Source organism: Paenibacillus sp. OT2-17, assembly GCF_009827695.1.
Taxonomy (GTDB): domain Bacteria; phylum Bacillota; class Bacilli; order Paenibacillales; family Paenibacillaceae; genus Paenibacillus; species Paenibacillus polymyxa_B.
Genome location: NZ_WUDQ01000060.1, coordinates 1 through 16,408, shown reverse-complemented (window position 1 = coordinate 16,408; position 16,408 = coordinate 1). Strand labels below are relative to the sequence as shown.

16 protein-coding genes are annotated in these 16,408 nt (G+C 47.3%); 3 read left to right on the top strand and 13 right to left on the bottom strand.

What is annotated here, in order from left to right; genetic code table 11:
- The 6 genes from GRP75_RS10870 to GRP75_RS10845 form a co-directional block, all read right to left on the bottom strand.
- On the bottom strand, window positions 1–269 hold a 269-nt coding region (locus GRP75_RS10870), incomplete at its 3' end, for an acyl-CoA thioesterase (RefSeq protein ID WP_160789322.1).
- A gap of 134 nt (window positions 270–403) precedes the next feature.
- Window positions 404–1,693, bottom strand: coding sequence for a pectate lyase (gene pelA, locus GRP75_RS10865; RefSeq protein WP_023987912.1), 1,290 nt, complete (start codon window positions 1,691–1,693; stop codon window positions 404–406).
- Between the two features lie 288 nt (window positions 1,694–1,981).
- Complete coding sequence (gene pstB, locus GRP75_RS10860) at window positions 1,982–2,824, bottom strand: phosphate ABC transporter ATP-binding protein PstB (RefSeq protein ID WP_160789321.1); 843 nt, start codon at window positions 2,822–2,824, stop codon at window positions 1,982–1,984.
- Between the two features lie 17 nt (window positions 2,825–2,841).
- Complete coding sequence (gene pstA, locus GRP75_RS10855) at window positions 2,842–3,738, bottom strand: phosphate ABC transporter permease PstA (RefSeq protein ID WP_023987910.1); 897 nt, start codon at window positions 3,736–3,738, stop codon at window positions 2,842–2,844.
- Entirely contained in the window at window positions 3,738–4,670 is a 933-nt protein-coding gene (gene pstC / locus GRP75_RS10850; RefSeq protein WP_013370343.1) for a phosphate ABC transporter permease subunit PstC, read from the bottom strand. The genes pstA and pstC overlap by 1 nt, the downstream gene beginning before the upstream one ends.
- Window positions 4,671–4,750: 80 nt before the next feature.
- Window positions 4,751–5,629 carry a phosphate ABC transporter substrate-binding protein gene (locus GRP75_RS10845; RefSeq protein WP_160789320.1) on the bottom strand — a complete coding sequence of 293 codons (879 nt, stop codon included), beginning with the start codon at window positions 5,627–5,629 and terminating at the stop codon, window positions 4,751–4,753.
- A gap of 207 nt (window positions 5,630–5,836) precedes the next feature.
- Between GRP75_RS10845 and GRP75_RS10840 the strand changes: the two genes are divergently transcribed.
- A complete protein-coding gene (locus GRP75_RS10840) occupies window positions 5,837–6,733 on the top strand; it encodes a LysR family transcriptional regulator (protein WP_160789319.1) in 897 nt (298 codons plus the stop codon).
- A gap of 97 nt (window positions 6,734–6,830) precedes the next feature.
- On the opposite strand, the gene pyk is transcribed toward GRP75_RS10840, so the two are convergent.
- From pyk to GRP75_RS10810, 6 genes are all read right to left on the bottom strand, one after another.
- Complete coding sequence (pyk, locus tag GRP75_RS10835) at window positions 6,831–8,261, bottom strand: pyruvate kinase (RefSeq protein WP_023987907.1); 1,431 nt, start codon at window positions 8,259–8,261, stop codon at window positions 6,831–6,833.
- A gap of 125 nt (window positions 8,262–8,386) precedes the next feature.
- Window positions 8,387–9,370: an acetyl-CoA carboxylase carboxyltransferase subunit alpha gene (locus tag GRP75_RS10830; protein WP_023987906.1), complete on the bottom strand. Its 984-nt coding sequence runs from the start codon at window positions 9,368–9,370 to the stop codon at window positions 8,387–8,389.
- Entirely contained in the window at window positions 9,371–10,264 is an 894-nt protein-coding gene (gene accD, locus GRP75_RS10825; protein ID WP_013309586.1) for an acetyl-CoA carboxylase, carboxyltransferase subunit beta, read from the bottom strand.
- Between the two features lie 180 nt (window positions 10,265–10,444).
- Window positions 10,445–10,633, bottom strand: a complete 189-nt coding sequence (locus GRP75_RS10820; RefSeq protein ID WP_013309585.1) for a hypothetical protein — start codon at window positions 10,631–10,633, stop codon at window positions 10,445–10,447.
- Window positions 10,634–10,786: 153 nt separating this feature from the next.
- Window positions 10,787–11,284 carry a phosphatidylglycerophosphatase A family protein gene (locus GRP75_RS10815; protein ID WP_023987905.1) on the bottom strand — a complete coding sequence of 166 codons (498 nt, stop codon included), beginning with the start codon at window positions 11,282–11,284 and terminating at the stop codon, window positions 10,787–10,789.
- A gap of 167 nt (window positions 11,285–11,451) precedes the next feature.
- A complete protein-coding gene (locus tag GRP75_RS10810; RefSeq protein WP_160789318.1) occupies window positions 11,452–15,126 on the bottom strand; it encodes a DNA polymerase III subunit alpha in 3,675 nt (1,224 codons plus the stop codon).
- A gap of 137 nt (window positions 15,127–15,263) precedes the next feature.
- On the opposite strand from GRP75_RS10810, the gene GRP75_RS10805 reads away from it, so the two are divergent.
- A complete protein-coding gene (locus GRP75_RS10805) occupies window positions 15,264–15,593 on the top strand; it encodes a YtrH family sporulation protein (protein ID WP_013309582.1) in 330 nt (109 codons plus the stop codon).
- Window positions 15,594–15,605: 12 nt separating this feature from the next.
- Window positions 15,606–16,103, top strand: a complete 498-nt coding sequence (locus tag GRP75_RS10800) for a sporulation membrane protein YtrI (RefSeq protein WP_023987904.1) — start codon at window positions 15,606–15,608, stop codon at window positions 16,101–16,103.
- 44 nt (window positions 16,104–16,147) lie between these two features.
- Here the strand turns inward: GRP75_RS10800 and GRP75_RS10795 are convergent.
- A partial coding sequence (locus GRP75_RS10795) for a hotdog domain-containing protein (protein WP_272917191.1) occupies window positions 16,148–16,408 on the bottom strand: 261 nt, incomplete at its 5' end.

Below are 16,408 nucleotides of genomic sequence, written 5' to 3'. Positions count from 1 at the left end.
GTAATTGCCGTATAAATGGTAATTAAATCATCATATCGAGCAGGACTCGCATATTTCGCATTGATTTCAATAACTGGCAGCAAGACTCCTCGTTCCTCCATGCTCCTATAGTTAAAGCCCGCCTGCCGGATCATTTCGGTACGCCCGATCTCAAACCAGTTCAAATAATTTGCATGATATACGACCCCCATCTGGTCGCTTTCCTGATAACGGACACGTAGCGATGCGCCATACCAGCGTAATTCCGTTTGTTTCTCCTCTTGAGTCATACAAGCTCTCCTATCTTTGTGCATCTTTATCTCTATTTTGCCCTCTCTCCATTAAACCATATTTACAGCCCAGGAACAAAAAGAGGGCAGACCGACCGGTCCACCCTCGCAAATCATATATAATAATGCCTTTATTATTGTGGCAACGGCTTGGACAGTTTATAATATCCGCTATCCGAAGCCAGCTTAAGCAAGCTCTTAGCCTGGCTTCCCGCCCAGGCGTAACCAAGTCGTCTTTCCTCACTAATTTTCATGATGTCGGTATACTTTTTGCCATCCCGGTCTGAAAAGAAATACTTATTGTCTTCCACATTATAGAAACGATACCACATTACGCTCGATGCATCCTTTTGGAAAAACTCCGGACCTTGACGATTGTATTTGATACCGTCGATTCGGTTCGCGTCGAACCATTTCAAAGCGCTCTGAGCCGCTTTTTTCACTTCAGCGGTTTGCGGCTGGGACATGAGAAAAGCAGTAATGCCTACTGATTCCGTAGTTGTTTTGGAAGGTAGCTCAAATGCCCGGGCTTCAACAGATGCATAAGTAGCCGGATCGTGCTGTGCACCCCAGATTGTCGGTGTACCATTATTTACAATTTGAGACTTAATTGTGTACTGGATACCTTTGTTTAGTGCTTGCTGAAGTCTGGAGCGAGATGCATCGTCCAAAATGTCGCTATCAAACGGCTGCTTCTTGTTCACAATATCGTCAGCCAAAACCATAACTCTAACCATCGCATCATCATTATAAGTTACAGCATCGGAATAATTACCACGTTTAGGGTATACCTGAGGCCAGCCACCGGAGGAATATTGAGAGGTTAGTACGAAATCGACTGCTTTTTGTACACTGTTTTTAATGTCTTTATTTTTGGTTTTTTTGTATACATCTGCCAAAAAGCGAATCTCGGTTGTCGTGGCTTCGTTATCAAACGTTCCGAGCTCAACACCATCCTTGCTCTTCCATGTGGAGCGTGCAGTTTTGCCATCCCATTTGGATTTATAATTCTTTTCCATAGCTTTGAAGAATCCGCCATGTGGTAATTGCCAGGATACAATATTTAAGGCAAGTGTAGTATCCTTGGATGTATTCCCCGTAGAGAACTTGCTAAAGTCGCGCATTTTGTTCAGGAGGCTGTCTGTATTCACAACAGCGGTTGGCTTCGCCACAGCCGACAGCCCAAATAATTGCTCACGATCCAAAACACCTGAATTTACATCGTCACCATAAACGTCCCGTCCCACAGCTGAATCTGTGGTAAGCTCATAAGAAGCAGTCGCCGATTCACGTCCTGAATCATATGTAGCCGGCACCATCTCCTGTGCCGCAGCCCATGAGGGACTTAGGAGTCCTGACGTTACTGTAATCGCCAAACTTGAAAGCGCTAACATCTTTACGGTTGGACACATCTTCTTCTTCATTTGAACCTCTCCCTTATTTTGAGTTGGGTAATTGCGTTCAGTTTAACCCTATATATTCTTGCTGAAGATTCTTTTTGATAGCGAAGGGAACTAAACCACTATTTATGCATGATAAATAGTTAGTTGTATTATATGAAAATATACCCAAACGATCAATATATTTTAATTTACTAATAGATTAAAAAAGTTACAAAATGTTGAAAACAATAAAAATCCTCTTACTAACGCTGGATTAGTAAGAGGATTTTACGTGCAGCTAATATATAGTAGGTCGATGAGCAACATCGCTTAACCAAATCGACCCATGATGTACTCCTGAGTCAGTTCATTTTCAGGATTCGTGAAAATATCGTTCGTTTTCCCATGTTCAACCAGACTTCCGATATAAAAATAAGCAGTATAATCGGAAATTCGTGCAGCCTGCTGCATATTGTGCGTCACAATAACGATGCGCAGTTCTTTTTTTAATTCGGTAATGAGCTCTTCTACCTTGCCTGTAGACACAGGGTCCAGCGCGGAGGCTGGCTCGTCAAGCAATAGAATTTTCGGTTGAACGGATAGTGCACGTGCAATGCAAAGCCGCTGCTGTTGCCCGCCAGACAGCGCCAGAGCGGAGTCATGAAGGCGATCCTTGACCTCATCCCATAATGCTGCTTTACGCAGGCTGCTTTCGACGATTTCATCAAGCTGTTTCTTCTTGCGCACCCCACGGTATTTGGGACCGAAGGCGATATTATTGTAAATAGATTTGTAAAAAGGGTTGGGACGCTGCCACACCATGCCAATTTGCTGACGCAGCTTGATCACGTCCGTTTCCGGTGCTGTCAAATCCTGTCCATCCATCCAGATGTGACCCGCTGTAGAGGAAGATGCAATCTCATCATTCATCCGATTAAGGGAGCGCAAAAAGGTCGATTTACCGCAGCCGGAAGGCCCGATCAGGGCAGTCACTGTCTGCTCGGGAAAGGCCAGATTCACTTTTTTCACAGCCTCAAAGCTGCCATAATAAATACTCAAATCCTCAGTACTGAACGGATGCGGCGGTTGCCCCGCAAGCTGTTCCGAACGCGTAGACTGAACGGATGTTGCTGGTGCGGCGGTTTTTGCCGTTCGCGTAATCACATGTTCCATTGTTCTCCATCCCCTTTCTAATCCATACGTTTGGCAGCTGTCAGACGGCGGTATACAACTCTTCCGAACCATCTTGCACTCAAGTTGAATGCAAGCACAAGCAGCACCAGTACGGCAGAAGCGCCTGCAGCAATATCTTTGGAGTCAGGAGCAATCCCCTCACTGTTGACCTTCCAAATATGAACAGCCAATGTTTCAGCAGGTCGCATCGGGTTAATAGGCGATCTGGCATGCAATGGATTCCAATCGGTAAAATCAAGCGGCGGCGTACTCATCCCTGCTGTAAACAGCAGTGCGGCGGCTTCCCCGAAAATACGGCCTGCGGCCAAAATCGTACCCGTAATCAAGCTTGGCAGCGCAGCTGGCAACAAAATGGAGGTGATGATTTTCCATTTGGATAATCCAAGCGCGAGTCCAGCTTCCTTTTGCTCCTTCGGCACAGCTCGGAAAGCCTGCTCAGTTGTGCGAACCATCAGCGGCAGGTTGAATACGGCCAAAGCCAAGGCTCCTGATAAGAGGGAAAAGCCAAAATCAAACGTATTTACGATAAGTAGTAGTCCAAACAATCCGATGACGATAGACGGGAAGGAGGACAATACTTCGACGACAAGTCGTATAAAGTCCGTAATTTTCCCCGGCTTTGCATATTGCGCCATGTAAATACCTGCGCCCCAGCCAATCGGAATGGTGATAATCAAAGTTAAGATTAACAAAAATACGGAATTAAATAGTTGTGGGCCAATGCCACCGCCTGCACGTAATGTTTGGGGAGCACTGGTTAAAAAGTCAAAAGAAATATGACTGACTCCGCGGGCCAAAATGAAGCCCAGTAATCCCACCAAAAGCGCAACAATGAACAAGGCGAAGAAACAGATTACAAATGTAGCGATCTTGTCGGTCGTTTTAGCTTTCATCAAACCCGGTTTCTCCTTTCAAGCAGCCTTACCAGCAGCACGAAAATGAATGTCATGAGCAGAAGAACAAGCGCCATGCTCCAGAGAGCATTGTTATGAACGGAGCCCATCGCTGTATTCCCCATGCTAAGTGTAATGACGCTGGTCAAGGTCGAAGCGGATTCCAGCAAGGAATGCGGTATGTGCGGAGCATTCCCGATTACCATCTGTACAGCCAACGCTTCCCCGAAGGCACGAGCCATACCGAGAATAATTCCTGTTAAAAGAGCAGGCAGCAGCGTCGGAATAATAACACGGGCAATTGTCTGCCAGCGGGTAGCACCCAAAGCATAAGAGGATTCACGCAGCCCCCCCGGTAAGGAAGACAACGCATCCGCCATAATACTCGTAATCGTCGGCAAAATCATGACTGACAACACTAGGCAGCCTGCCAGAATGCCGATGCCTTGTCCTCCAAACACGTTCCGCAGCAGCGGGACGATGACGGTCAAGCCGACAAAGCCATATACAACCGACGGAATACCGGATAATAATTCAATCGCGGGTTGAAGGATACGTTTACCCGATTTCGGCACGATTTCCGTCATAAATAAAGCTGCACATAAGCTGAGCGGACTGGCAATTAAAGCCGCCAGTATGGTTACTGCAAAAGAACCCGTAATAAACGGAAGCGCGCCGAAGGACTTAGGCTCGCCATCCGGGCTCCATTTGGTTCCAAAGAAAAACTCTCGCAGACTGACTCCATTCACCGCAAATGTAGCTACACCTTTGGAGGCAACAAAATATACGATGGAGACAATGACTGCAACTAAAAAAACGACACAAACCGACGTATATATGCGGCCGGTCCATTCTTCCCAGTAATGTCTTTCTTTCATAACTCGGGATCGTTTATTCTGTTCCATGTATGCCTTCCCTTCAATTGGTTCCATACTGTAACTCCTTTAACCGAAGAATAGAGGCAGGACGCAAGTCCGCCTCTTCTTCGTGAATATACTCGCGTTAGCTGCGTTCATCGAACAGGAGGTGTGACTCTCCTTACATCCGTTTTTTGGATTTCATCTGACAGAATGTAGTCAAGGAATGCTTTTACATGCTCTTTTGGCTCACCTTTAGTGTACATATGCTCGTAAGCCCATACTGGATATTTACCTTGTTCTACATTTTCAACGTTAGCTTCAACGCCATCATATTTCAAAGTAGTTACTGTGTTGTCGATGTAGGACAGAGCCAGATAACCAATCGCACCCGGTGTTTCAGCAATCAGCTTTTTCACAGTACCGGAGGAATCTTCTTGAATGGAGCCCGGCAGATCTTCCGTTTTTTGTCCCAATGCGTATTTTTCAAATGTTGCACGAGTACCGGAGCTGCTTGGACGGTTTACGATAACGATTTTTTGATCTGCACCGCCAACTTCTTTCCAGTTCGTGATTTTACCTGTAAAGATTTGTACCAATTGATCTTTTTTCAGGTCTGTAACGCCTACTTTAGGATTCGCTACCGCTGACATGGCTACAACAGCTACTTGGTGATCGACCAGTTCATCTGCGCCGCTCTCCAGTTTTTCTTTTGCAAACACGTCGGAGTTACCGATGTCCGCTTGTCCGCCGGAAACTTGAGTCAAGCCAGTACCGCTACCGCCGCCCTGTACTTGAACTGCAATGCCTTTATATTTATCGACAGCCATAAATTTTTGTCCCGCTTGCTCTACCAATGGTTGAAGTGCAGTGGAGCCAACAGCCAGAATATTTCCTGTCAGTTCAGCAGCTGCTTTATTGTCTGTTCCTGTAGCAGCTTCTCCTTGTGGTGCAGCATTGTTACCTGATCCGCAAGCAGCAAGTGCAAATACCATGGTGAGAGTCATCAGAATGAACGGCCATTTTTTCAACATTTTTTATTGTCCTCCCCTTAGTTAAGTGACGGTTTTTTATTTATGACCATCAACACTTTTACATTGTAGGCCTGGAATGTTAGACGAACGACGTGGTTTTGTAAAACAAATATAAAATATTGATAGATAAATTATTTTTCGGTATATAATTAATCTATAGTTTGAAATTCACATATGAATGACATATAAGGAGAGCTGCTGGATTCCATGAATATTCTAAAATTGCGTATCTTGATGCTGATCGACAAATTCCATAAGGCGACGGATGTGGCCGAAGCTTTGCAAGTCAAACAACCTACCGTCAGCTTTCATATGAAAAGCTTGGAAAAGGAAATGGGTGTTTCCCTATTCTCTCTTCAACAAGGCAGGATTATGCTAACGGAAGCTGGAAAAAAATTATTACCTTACGCAAAGCAGATCATCTCTCTGGAGCAAGAAGCTAGACAAGCTGTAGATGAACTGACAGAAGAGTCACAGGGTCAATTACATCTGAGTGCAGAGTCGATATCAGGTACGTATCTCCTCCCCACTTTGATGGCTAAGTTTGCTCAACGATATCCAGATTGTCGTATTCAGTTGGAGATTCAATCCCCGGATGCCATTAAGCAGCTACTGAAACAGGGAGAAATTGATTTTGCTTTTCTCGACGATAGAGATTCTCTTTCAGAGTATACGGTGGCAGAGCCAGTGGCTTCAGATCAAGTAGGAGTTATCCGTTCTGCATCTGCACTTGCACCTGCATCCATATCAGAGGAGTTCGATGGACCCGATATGCTGGACAAGCACACATGGGTGAAATATAGCGGTTCATCAGTTGTAGATCAGTATTCCTCGCTAGTTAAGCCTCATCTGGAAATCAACTCTTGGGAAGCGGTAAAGCAAGTCGTAAGCGGCGGAGAAGCGCTTGCCTTCTTTCCTGCAAGTGGAGTCGATAATAATGAAAATGCTGTTCCCTCGGTGGAATGGCTTCCTTATCCCGAGGCTGATAACAAAAGGAGTCATTATCAAATAAACATCGTGTACCAACAAGATACACACATGAACTTGACGCAACAGGCATTCCTTGATTTCATACGACGAGAAGGACTGGAAATGAAAAGCTAGAGAACATAAAAAAGAGCATCCAAGTCTTATTGACTTGAATGCTCTTTTGCTTGTTGTAACGAATACATACAGCCTCGGTATTATTTCGAGACTTTAATTACGCTTGTGCTGGAACGCAGCTAATTTTGATCAGGTTCGTAGAACCGGAATCACCAAGAGGTACGCCCGCAGTAATCACAACCAAATCGCCCTCTTTAACGAGGCCAGATTTGCGACCGCCTTCCAGCGCATTGTCAAACAGACTATCTGTTGTGTCAACGACTGGTCTGCCTTGTACTGCATGTACACCCCAGATCAGAGCCAAACGGCGAACTGTTCTTTCCTGTGTTGTAACAGCAACAATCGGAGCTTCAGGACGGTATTTAGAAATCATACGCGCCGTTGTTCCGCTTTGTGTGGACGTCAAAATCGCTTTAGCATGCAGGTCAAGTGCAGAAATAGAAACGGATTGGCTGATTGCTTCTGTAATACTAATTTCTTGAGCTGTTCTTTGTTTTTTGAACAAATCACGGTAGTTCAAAGAAGACTCAGCTTTTTCTGCAATACGTGACATCGTCAATACGGATTCTACCGGATATTTACCCGCAGCTGTTTCGCCGGACAGCATAATTGCGTCTGTTCCGTCAAAAATAGCATTCGCCACGTCACTTGCTTCCGCACGAGTCGGACGCGGGTTACGTTGCATGGAATCCAGCATTTGTGTTGCCGTAATAACAGGCTTGCCAGCTACATTACATTTGTTAATCATCAATTTTTGCGCCAGAGGCACTTCTTCAGCAGGAATTTCCACACCAAGGTCACCACGAGCAACCATCAGGCCATCCGAAGCTTCCAAAATTTCATCCAGGTTGTCAACACCTTGCTGATTTTCTATTTTGGAGATGATTTGAATATGACTTGCGTTGTGTTTCGCCAGCAATTCACGAATTTCCAGCACATCACTTGCTTTACGAACAAAAGAAGCCGCGATGAAATCAATGTCCTGCTCAATACCGAAAATGATATCATTAGCATCTTTTTCCGTAATACCAGGCAAAGAAATAGCGACGCCTGGAACGTTAACGCCCTTCTTGCTCTTGATCGTTCCGCCATTAACAATGCGGCATTTGATTTCAGTGCCTGATACTTCAATAACGGTGAGTCCGATCAGACCATCGTCGATCAGAATGGTGGAGCCGGGCTCCACGTCCGAGGGAAGATCTTTGTACGTAATAGAAATACGATCTTGCGTACCGAGAATTTCTTCCGTTGTCAGCGTAATGAACTCGTCCTGAACAAGCTCAATAGGTTCAACTTCGAGCTTTCCTGTCCGGATTTCCGGCCCCTTCGTATCGAGCAAAATAGCAACGTTCTTGTTAAGCTCCTTACAAGCTTGACGGATGTTTTTAATCCGGTTGCCATGCTCCTCGAAATCACCGTGAGAGAAATTCAGGCGGGCTACGTTCATACCAGCCAAAATCAGTTTCTTCACATTTTCCAATGACTCACTGGAAGGACCGATGGTACATACAATCTTAGTTTTGCGCATTTGGGTTTTTCCTCCGTTTTCAAAGGTGCTACTCTTTATATCTTTTTCCAACAATTAAATCTACTACACTTTTTCCTATTTGTATAGGAAGTTCGTCATATTTATTGTTACCCGTTTACAGCGTATTACAACATAGGCTCAGATTCCGAAGACTTCAAGAAGGTGTATTGACCTATTTTTCGGAATTTTTGATACCGATCTTCCCTCAATTCATCGCAGCTCATATTCGTAAGGTCTGCCAAATGACGTTCCAATAGCTCCTTGATTGCGGCAGCGGTCACTTCATAATTACGATGCGCGCCCCCTTTCGGCTCCGGCACAATATCCTCGATAATTTCCATGCGCAGGAGGTCATTAGCCGTGATCTTCATGGCTTCAGCTGCCTGATCGGCCTTGGAAGCATCTTTCCATAGAATCGAGGCAGCACCGTTTGGAGAAATGGCCGAATAAATGGCATGTTCCAGCATCAGCACACGGTTACCAACTGCAAACGCAAGCGCACCGCCGCTTCCACCCTCGCCGATGACCACACAAATAACAGGCACCGAAAGCTTTGCCATCTCCCGCAAGTTGCGGGCAATCGCTTCCGATTGACCTCTCTCCTCTGCTGTATTACCCGGATAAGCGCCCTTCGTATCAATGAATGTAATAATAGGGCGTTTGAATTTATCAGCCTGCTGCATCAGACGCAAGCCTTTACGAAATCCTTCCGGATGAGCACTACCAAAGAAACGTGCAATGTTATCTTTCGTATCCTTACCACGCTGTTGACCAATGACGGTCACCGGAATACCATTTAGCTTGGCAATTCCGCCCACAACCGCCAGATCGTCTCCAAACAAGCGGTCGCCGTGTAATTCAATAAAGTCCGTAAACACCTGCTCAATCAGATCAAGAGACGTTGGTCTTTGATGATGACGGGCCAAATGCATTTTTTGTGGTGCTGTAATGTTCGAATATATTTCTTCTTCCATCTCGAGATAACGGTCCTCGAGACGGTTGATTTCATCTGTAAAATCAATTTGCTTATCCTGTCCGAATTGCTTGAGTTCTTCGATCTTCTGTCGCATCTCGACCAGGGGCTTTTCATAAGGCAATTCACCAGCCATCTATTCCACCCCTTTCACACTGTGCAGATCAAGCAGTTGCCCGAGGGTATCACGCAGTTCCTTGCGGTGTACAACCATATCCAATTGTCCGTGCTGCAAATTAAATTCGGATGTTTGAAAATCATCCGGCAACTTCTGTCTGATTGTCTGTTCAATTACAATACGCCCTGCAAAGCCGAATACAGCTCCTGGCTCCGCAATATTAATATCTCCAAGCGTAGCAAAGCTGGCGGATACTCCGCCTGTAGTCGGGTCGGTGATAACAGAAATATAGAGCAAGCCCTGCTCATCCAGACGAGCAAGAGCAGCACTTGTTTTGGCCATCTGCATCAAGCTTAAAATACTTTCCTGCATACGTGCCCCGCCAGAAGTTGAGAAAATAATTAGCGGCAGACGCTTGTCTATTGCTTGCTCAATGGCGCGGGTAATTTTCTCTCCTACGACCGAACCCATACTGCCGGTAAAAAAGTCAAAGCTCATCACAGCAACGACAACAGGATGTCCATAAATAAGGCCGTCGCCTGTAACGACAGCCTCTCGCAAGCCAGATTTCAGGGTCTGTTGCTCCAGCTTGCTCGCATATCCCGGAAAGTCCAGCGGGTCAACCGAAATCATATCTGCATCATATTCCGTAAATGTGTCTTCGTCGAGCACCATGCGAATGCGATCCATTGCATTCAAACGCATATGGTATCCGCACACCGGACACACTTTCAAATTTTTCTCTAGTTCTTTGCTGTATTGAATACTTCCGCACTTGCCACATTTGGTCATAAGACCTTCGGGAATTTCCCGTTTGGGACGATCCGGCATGTCCGCTTGATCGCCGCTCAGCGCCCGTTCCGAAGGGATGGTCGCGTATTTACGCTTCTTTTGGAATAAATCTTTAAACACAACTACACCTCTCCAGCCGTTTATTTGTCAGCCGTAACCGATACAAGGTCCTCTGCCGTCTATGCGGCACCTCTAAGCATTATGTTCATACACACGTCAACGCCTGTTACTAAAACATTACCGCCGATCGTGCATCCTTTGTTCCACTCATGCTGCTGTATCACTTCCGCCGTTCCGGACTCAAGGGCGCAAAATCGAATTAAGCACTTCCTGTATTTCTTCGACTTCACCCGAAGGCACAAGTATCTCAAACTGTTGCTTGGATGCGCTGATGGCCCGGGCCTGCACCATAAAACCTTCTTCAGACAGTTTGAGCTTAATCATGTCAGCCAGTCTGGCCGTCGGTGCAATATAAATCACCGTCCACATGCCTTGTTTCTACCCCCTAAGCCTCAAGTTTTGAGCCCATATAATAGACTCATGATAACATACCTTACTTTTTTCCCGCAACAAAAGCCCTCCTGATCATTCAAGTTCCGTCGGAGGGCCTAGAAAATCATCAACTCTGTCCACACAGGTCAATTAAGCGTCCAATGATGCAGGATAATGCTTAGCATGGAGGCTCCGATGTGCAATGCGCGAAGAAGCAGCGGCAGCCAGTCCGGCGACAAGATCGTCTAAAAACACATGAATACCACTGCCTTTTTGGTTCAGCTGTTCAATAATCCCCGTCTTTTCCTTATCCAGATAACCAAAACTGGTTAAGCCGATCATACCGTACACACTCGTAATTCCAAGAGCCAATGTCTCGTCCACTCCGTACAGCGGTTCGTCAGCCTCCATAATGGCTTGCAATGGCTGGGGGAGAAGTTTTTTTTCGGCCAGTTCATCAAGCGCAATACCTGTGAGCAACGTATATTGAACCTCGCGCTTTTGCAAAACCGCTTTGACACTGTCTATACATTCTTCCATCGTCAAATGAGGATAATATTTTAGCTGAAGCTGAAAAACAATGTCCGCAATGGACTCGATCCGAATGCCTCTGCGATTTAACAAAGTTTCTGCATATTCATAGGACATAATTTCCCTCCCGCTTTCACCGTGCAGTTCTATTCTTTCACCGTACGGGACCTTATGGTGCAGGGTACGTGTTGAATCTCCTGTTCCGCCAGTTTTCCAAGTGTATGCGGGAGGGAAGGAAAATGTTCATTAAACTGTTACAATAAGGGCGGTTTGCTGTGTGCCTATCATTTGACTCTCACCGCGCCTTCACCCAACATCGACTCCATTTGATCAAACAGCTGAGGAGAAGGCTTAATGTTGTAAGCATCGCTCAACGCCAGCAGACGCTGGTTGCTCTCATAAAAAAGTACGGTAGGCATAGCACCGGGATGCTCCTGTAGCAGTGCCTTGAGACTGACCAGCAAGCTGGCGTCCTCCTCGGCATGGCGGGTGATTTTGACAAACACCCGCTGACGAGTGGTCGACTCCACGCTGCGCGGGCCCGGCACCTGCTCACCGCGAGCCGCTTCGGCTCCGCGCGGTGAAGTAGCCGTCACAGGACGGGCCGCCTTCGGTTGAGGCGAAGCAGATGCAGTGGCTGTCGAAGGCGGAGACGACATACGCGACGCTCTCCCACCCGGGCCGCCAGCAGCAGGGCCAGCAGCTGGCACGGATGTTCCAGGGGCGGACGAGCGCGTACTGGCACGTCGGCGCTGGAGGAGCCGTGCCAGCGAGTCTTCCGCCAGCGGGGCGGTCTCATCCGCAAGGAGCTTGAAGTGCTCGTCCTGCTGCTGCATCTTGGCTCGAAGCGTAAGCAAAGCTCCCTTTTCAATCCACTGCTGGCTTCGCTTCCATACCTCAGGAAACAGCACAACCTCACAGCGCTCAATCTGATCCTCCAGCTCAATAAAGGCCATAGCCTTACCCTGCTTGGTCGTAATCGTTTTGAGTGACACTACCATGCCTGCAGTCACAACAACCGTTTCATCGGGGACATCGCCCAGCTCCATCAAACGATCCGCCTCGCTGCTTTCCAACAGCGACTCAAAATCATCCAACGGATGCCCCGATAAATACAGTCCCAGCAGTTCACGTTCCAGCTCTAATTGCTGGCTGGCACTAAATTGGGGTACATTTGGATATTCGATATCCCAATTGGGCATTTCCACAAAACCAAACATATCAATTTGCAAGTCATCCCGTTCCTTGCGCCATTTGACGGCTGCATCCACCGTTTCATCCAACATGGCAAGCAACTGTGCCCGATGACCCGTCAACGAATCAAAAGCCCCTGCCTGAATAAGCGATTCAATTACTCTCTTATTACATACCCGCAAATCGACACGTCGACAAAAATCGAGCAGGCTGTCGAAAGGCCGTTCCTTGCGAACAGCGAGAATGCTCTCCATCGCCTGTGTGCCGACATTTTTAATCGCAGCCAAGCCGAAGCGGATGCCTCCCTGCTGTAACGGAGTAAACAGCACCCCGCTCTCATTCACATCAGGTGGCAACACTGCGATATCCATACGACGGCATTCGACAACATATTCAGCCACTTTTCGATGACTTCCCATCACCGCTGTCAGCATTGAAGCCATAAATTGTACCGGATAATGGGCCTTTAAATAAGCCGTCTGAAATGCTAGCACACCATAAGCAGCTGCATGGGCACGCGGGAAGCCGTAGTCAGCAAAACGGACAATCATATCGTAAACCCTTCCGGCCTCCTCCTCCGTGTATCCCTGCTTGATACTGCCATCGACAAAATGCCCGCGCTCCAGATCCAGCACTTCGCGCTTTTTCTTGGACACAGCTCGGCGCAACAGATCGGCTTCTCCCAGGGAAAAACCCGCCATGCGTGAAGCAATCTGCATGATTTGCTCCTGATACACAATAATACCGTACGTGTCCTTTAAGATCGGTTCCAGGTCAGGATGCGGATAAGAAATCTCAATCTGACCATGCTTGGCCTGTATAAAGTTAGGAATAAAGCCCATCGGGCCCGGACGATACAAAGCCAGGACAGAAATGATATCCTCGAATACACTCGGCTTCAAATCCTTGAGTACCCGGCGTACACCGGCCGACTCCAGCTGGAATACGCCTCCTGTATCTCCTTTGCCCAGCAAGTCATAGGTATGTGGATCATTATCGGGAATACGGCTAAAATCAGGCGTTTCTCCATGGTCTTCCGCAATCCAGTGTATGCACCGTTCAATAATGGAGAGTGTACGCAGCCCAAGGAAATCCATTTTAAGCAAACCAATGCGCTCTAGATTTTCCATCGAGTACTGCGTCAAAGGTACCCCTTCACTCCCCTCTTGAAGCGGAACCGCATCGGTCAATGGAGTCCGCGAAATGACAACACCTGCTGCATGTGTCGAAGCATGACGAGGCATTCCTTCAACCTTGATCGCCATATCCAGCAGTTCACGTGTCTTGGGCTTCGTTTCATATAGCGTTTTCAGCTCCGGGGTAATTTCCAACGCATGACGGATATTAATGCCTAGCTGCGCCGGAATCAGCTTGGCTGCCTTGTCCACCTCGCCATATGGCACGTTCATTACACGACCGACGTCACGGACAGCGGCTCTTGCCGCCAGCGTTCCAAAGGTAATAATTTGCGCTACATGCTCATTTCCGTACTTTTGTACTACATAGTCGATAACCTCGTCACGCCGTTCATCACTAAAATCAATATCTATATCCGGCATACTAATTCGTTCGGGATTCAGAAACCGTTCAAAGAGCAGGTTGTATTTCATCGGATCGACATTCGTGATGTTAAGCACATAGGCAACCAAACTGCCTGCTGAGGAACCCCGCCCCGGTCCCGTTGCTATCTTATGCTTATGAGCGAAGGCAATAAAATCCCATACAATCAGGAAATAATCGCTGAAACCCATACTGTCAATGGTATTTAACTCATAGTTTAGCCGTTGGTTCAGCCTTTCCCGTTCCTCCAGTTGCTCCCATCCGGGATCGCTTCCATAGCGACGCTCCAGCCCTTGCACACACAGATTGCGTAAATAGGACGAAGAGGTCATTCCTTCCGGCAGCGGACGATATTCAGGCAAAATGGATTGACCGAATTCCAGCTCCAGTTCGCATTTTTCAGCAATACGCACCGTGTTGGCGATGGCTTCTGCCACATGCGGGAATAAACGAGCCATATCCTCCTGACTTTTCAGATACAACTGACGTGTTGGTATACGCAAGCGCTCCTCATCGTCAACTGTCTTCCCTGTCCCGATACAGATCAGAACGTCCTGCACGTCTGCATCTGGCTCAGTCAAGTAATGCACGTCATTCGTCGCCACCAGTGGAATATCCAGTTCCTTCGCCAGTGCGATCAAGAGAGGATTTACGCGTTTTTGCTCCGATAGACCATGATCCTGGAGTTCCAGATAAAAATCATCACCAAAAATGTTACGATATCGCTCCGCTGCTCGTCGTGCTTCGGCTTCCCGACCATGCAGTAAATGCTGCGGCACTTCACCGCCCAAACAAGCGCTCAGGCATATGATACCTTCATGATGGGCAGCCAAAGCCTCCATGTCGATGCGCGGCTTGTAGTGAAAGCCCTCCAAATGGCCGATGGAGCACAGCTTCATCAGATTTTGATAGCCTGTTTTATTTTTGGCGAGCAAAATTAAATGATATATGGGCTGATCCTTCCGGCTGCCACGCTCCTTGCGCGATCCTGCCGTCATATAGGCCTCACACCCGATAATCGGCTTAATGCCGTTTTCTACACACGCTCTATAAAAAGGAATGGCACCGTACATGACCCCGTGATCTGTAAGGGCCAGCGCCTTCATTCCGTAAGCTGATGCCTGTTTGACCAACTCCGCGGTACGAGCCGCGCCGTCCAGCAGGCTGTACTCGCTATGAACATGCAAATGCACAAATGAACTCATGCGCTTCTCTTCCTTTCACCGCTTGATTTTCTTCAAACTATTTTATCATATCCGCGTTAGTAGCGCCCATAGAATAAAAGTACAGACCTCGGCGGACAAGCGCGGTCCTGATTCGTATACCTAAGGAGGAAAAGAGCATGAGCACTTTTATATCCAAAGCGATTCTCGACTTCTTCATTGCCTTCGGCATCGTGCTCGGGGGAGCCATGCTCGGCGGAATGGGAGCTGTGGTATCGCTTCAGCCGCCTACCCAGACGATGCTGGAGGTTGCTGGAAGAATTAAAATATGGGCGCTTGCCGCTGCTGTGGGGGGGACGATGGACCCGATCCGGGTCATTGAAAGCAATATGTTGGATGGTAATTTGTCACCTGCCATTAAGCAGATATTGTATTTGATTTTCGCCTTTTTAGGCGCTCATATGGGTGCAGAGCTGGTCAAGTGGGTATGCGGCAACGGACGGCCGTGAGGTGAAACGACTATGAGAGTCCCCCCTTTTGAGCGCCTGCGCCCTTTTATGCAATTATCCTCCGTCTTTGTACTCGGTATGATTACGGGAGGAATGATCTACAATGCCATCTGGCATGCCAGCTTCAATCAGCTATGGACGAACAACCAGGATCTTCAATTCCAGCTCCAGCAAGCCGAGGAGGACAACAAAACATTGCGCAAATACAGCAAGCGCCAAACCGTTGTCAAAGAGATCAAGCTGATTCCGGAGGAAGCTTCGGCCGAAAAAATTGATTCTATTAACCTAAAGGAACTTCTGCGCCGTGTCAGTCGTGATCTGGAGGTGCTGCGTGGCAGAGATATGTTTGAGATTGACTCTGACAGCAAGCTGGTACGTATGTTGCTGCACCAAAAAAAATACACCGTTCGTGACAAGGAGTATACGATCCAGGTCAAAACGATGCTTGTAATGGAAGGTGTGCTGCAAATTTGGCTGGAAGCAAAAGAAAGATTGCCTGAAAGCCACTAAGTCGATCTATTCGCCTTCACACCTTGCTCCAATCCATTGGTAGACTAACCATGTTCAATGGATTGAAGCGTCATCACTGCTTTGCATACCAAATGATTTTCCCGTGAAATTGCAATTTCTAGCTTGCAGGTACGGCGACTCATCTCAAGCAACAACGGACGAAGAACGACAGCATCCTCTATCTGTACGGGTCTAATAAAATAAGTCGTTAAATTGTCCAGCACATAATCCTTGCCGGTCATGTCTCTAGCTGCCCGGTAGCCCGCTTGTGTCATCACGTTGACCAGTACGCCTTCCGAGATCGT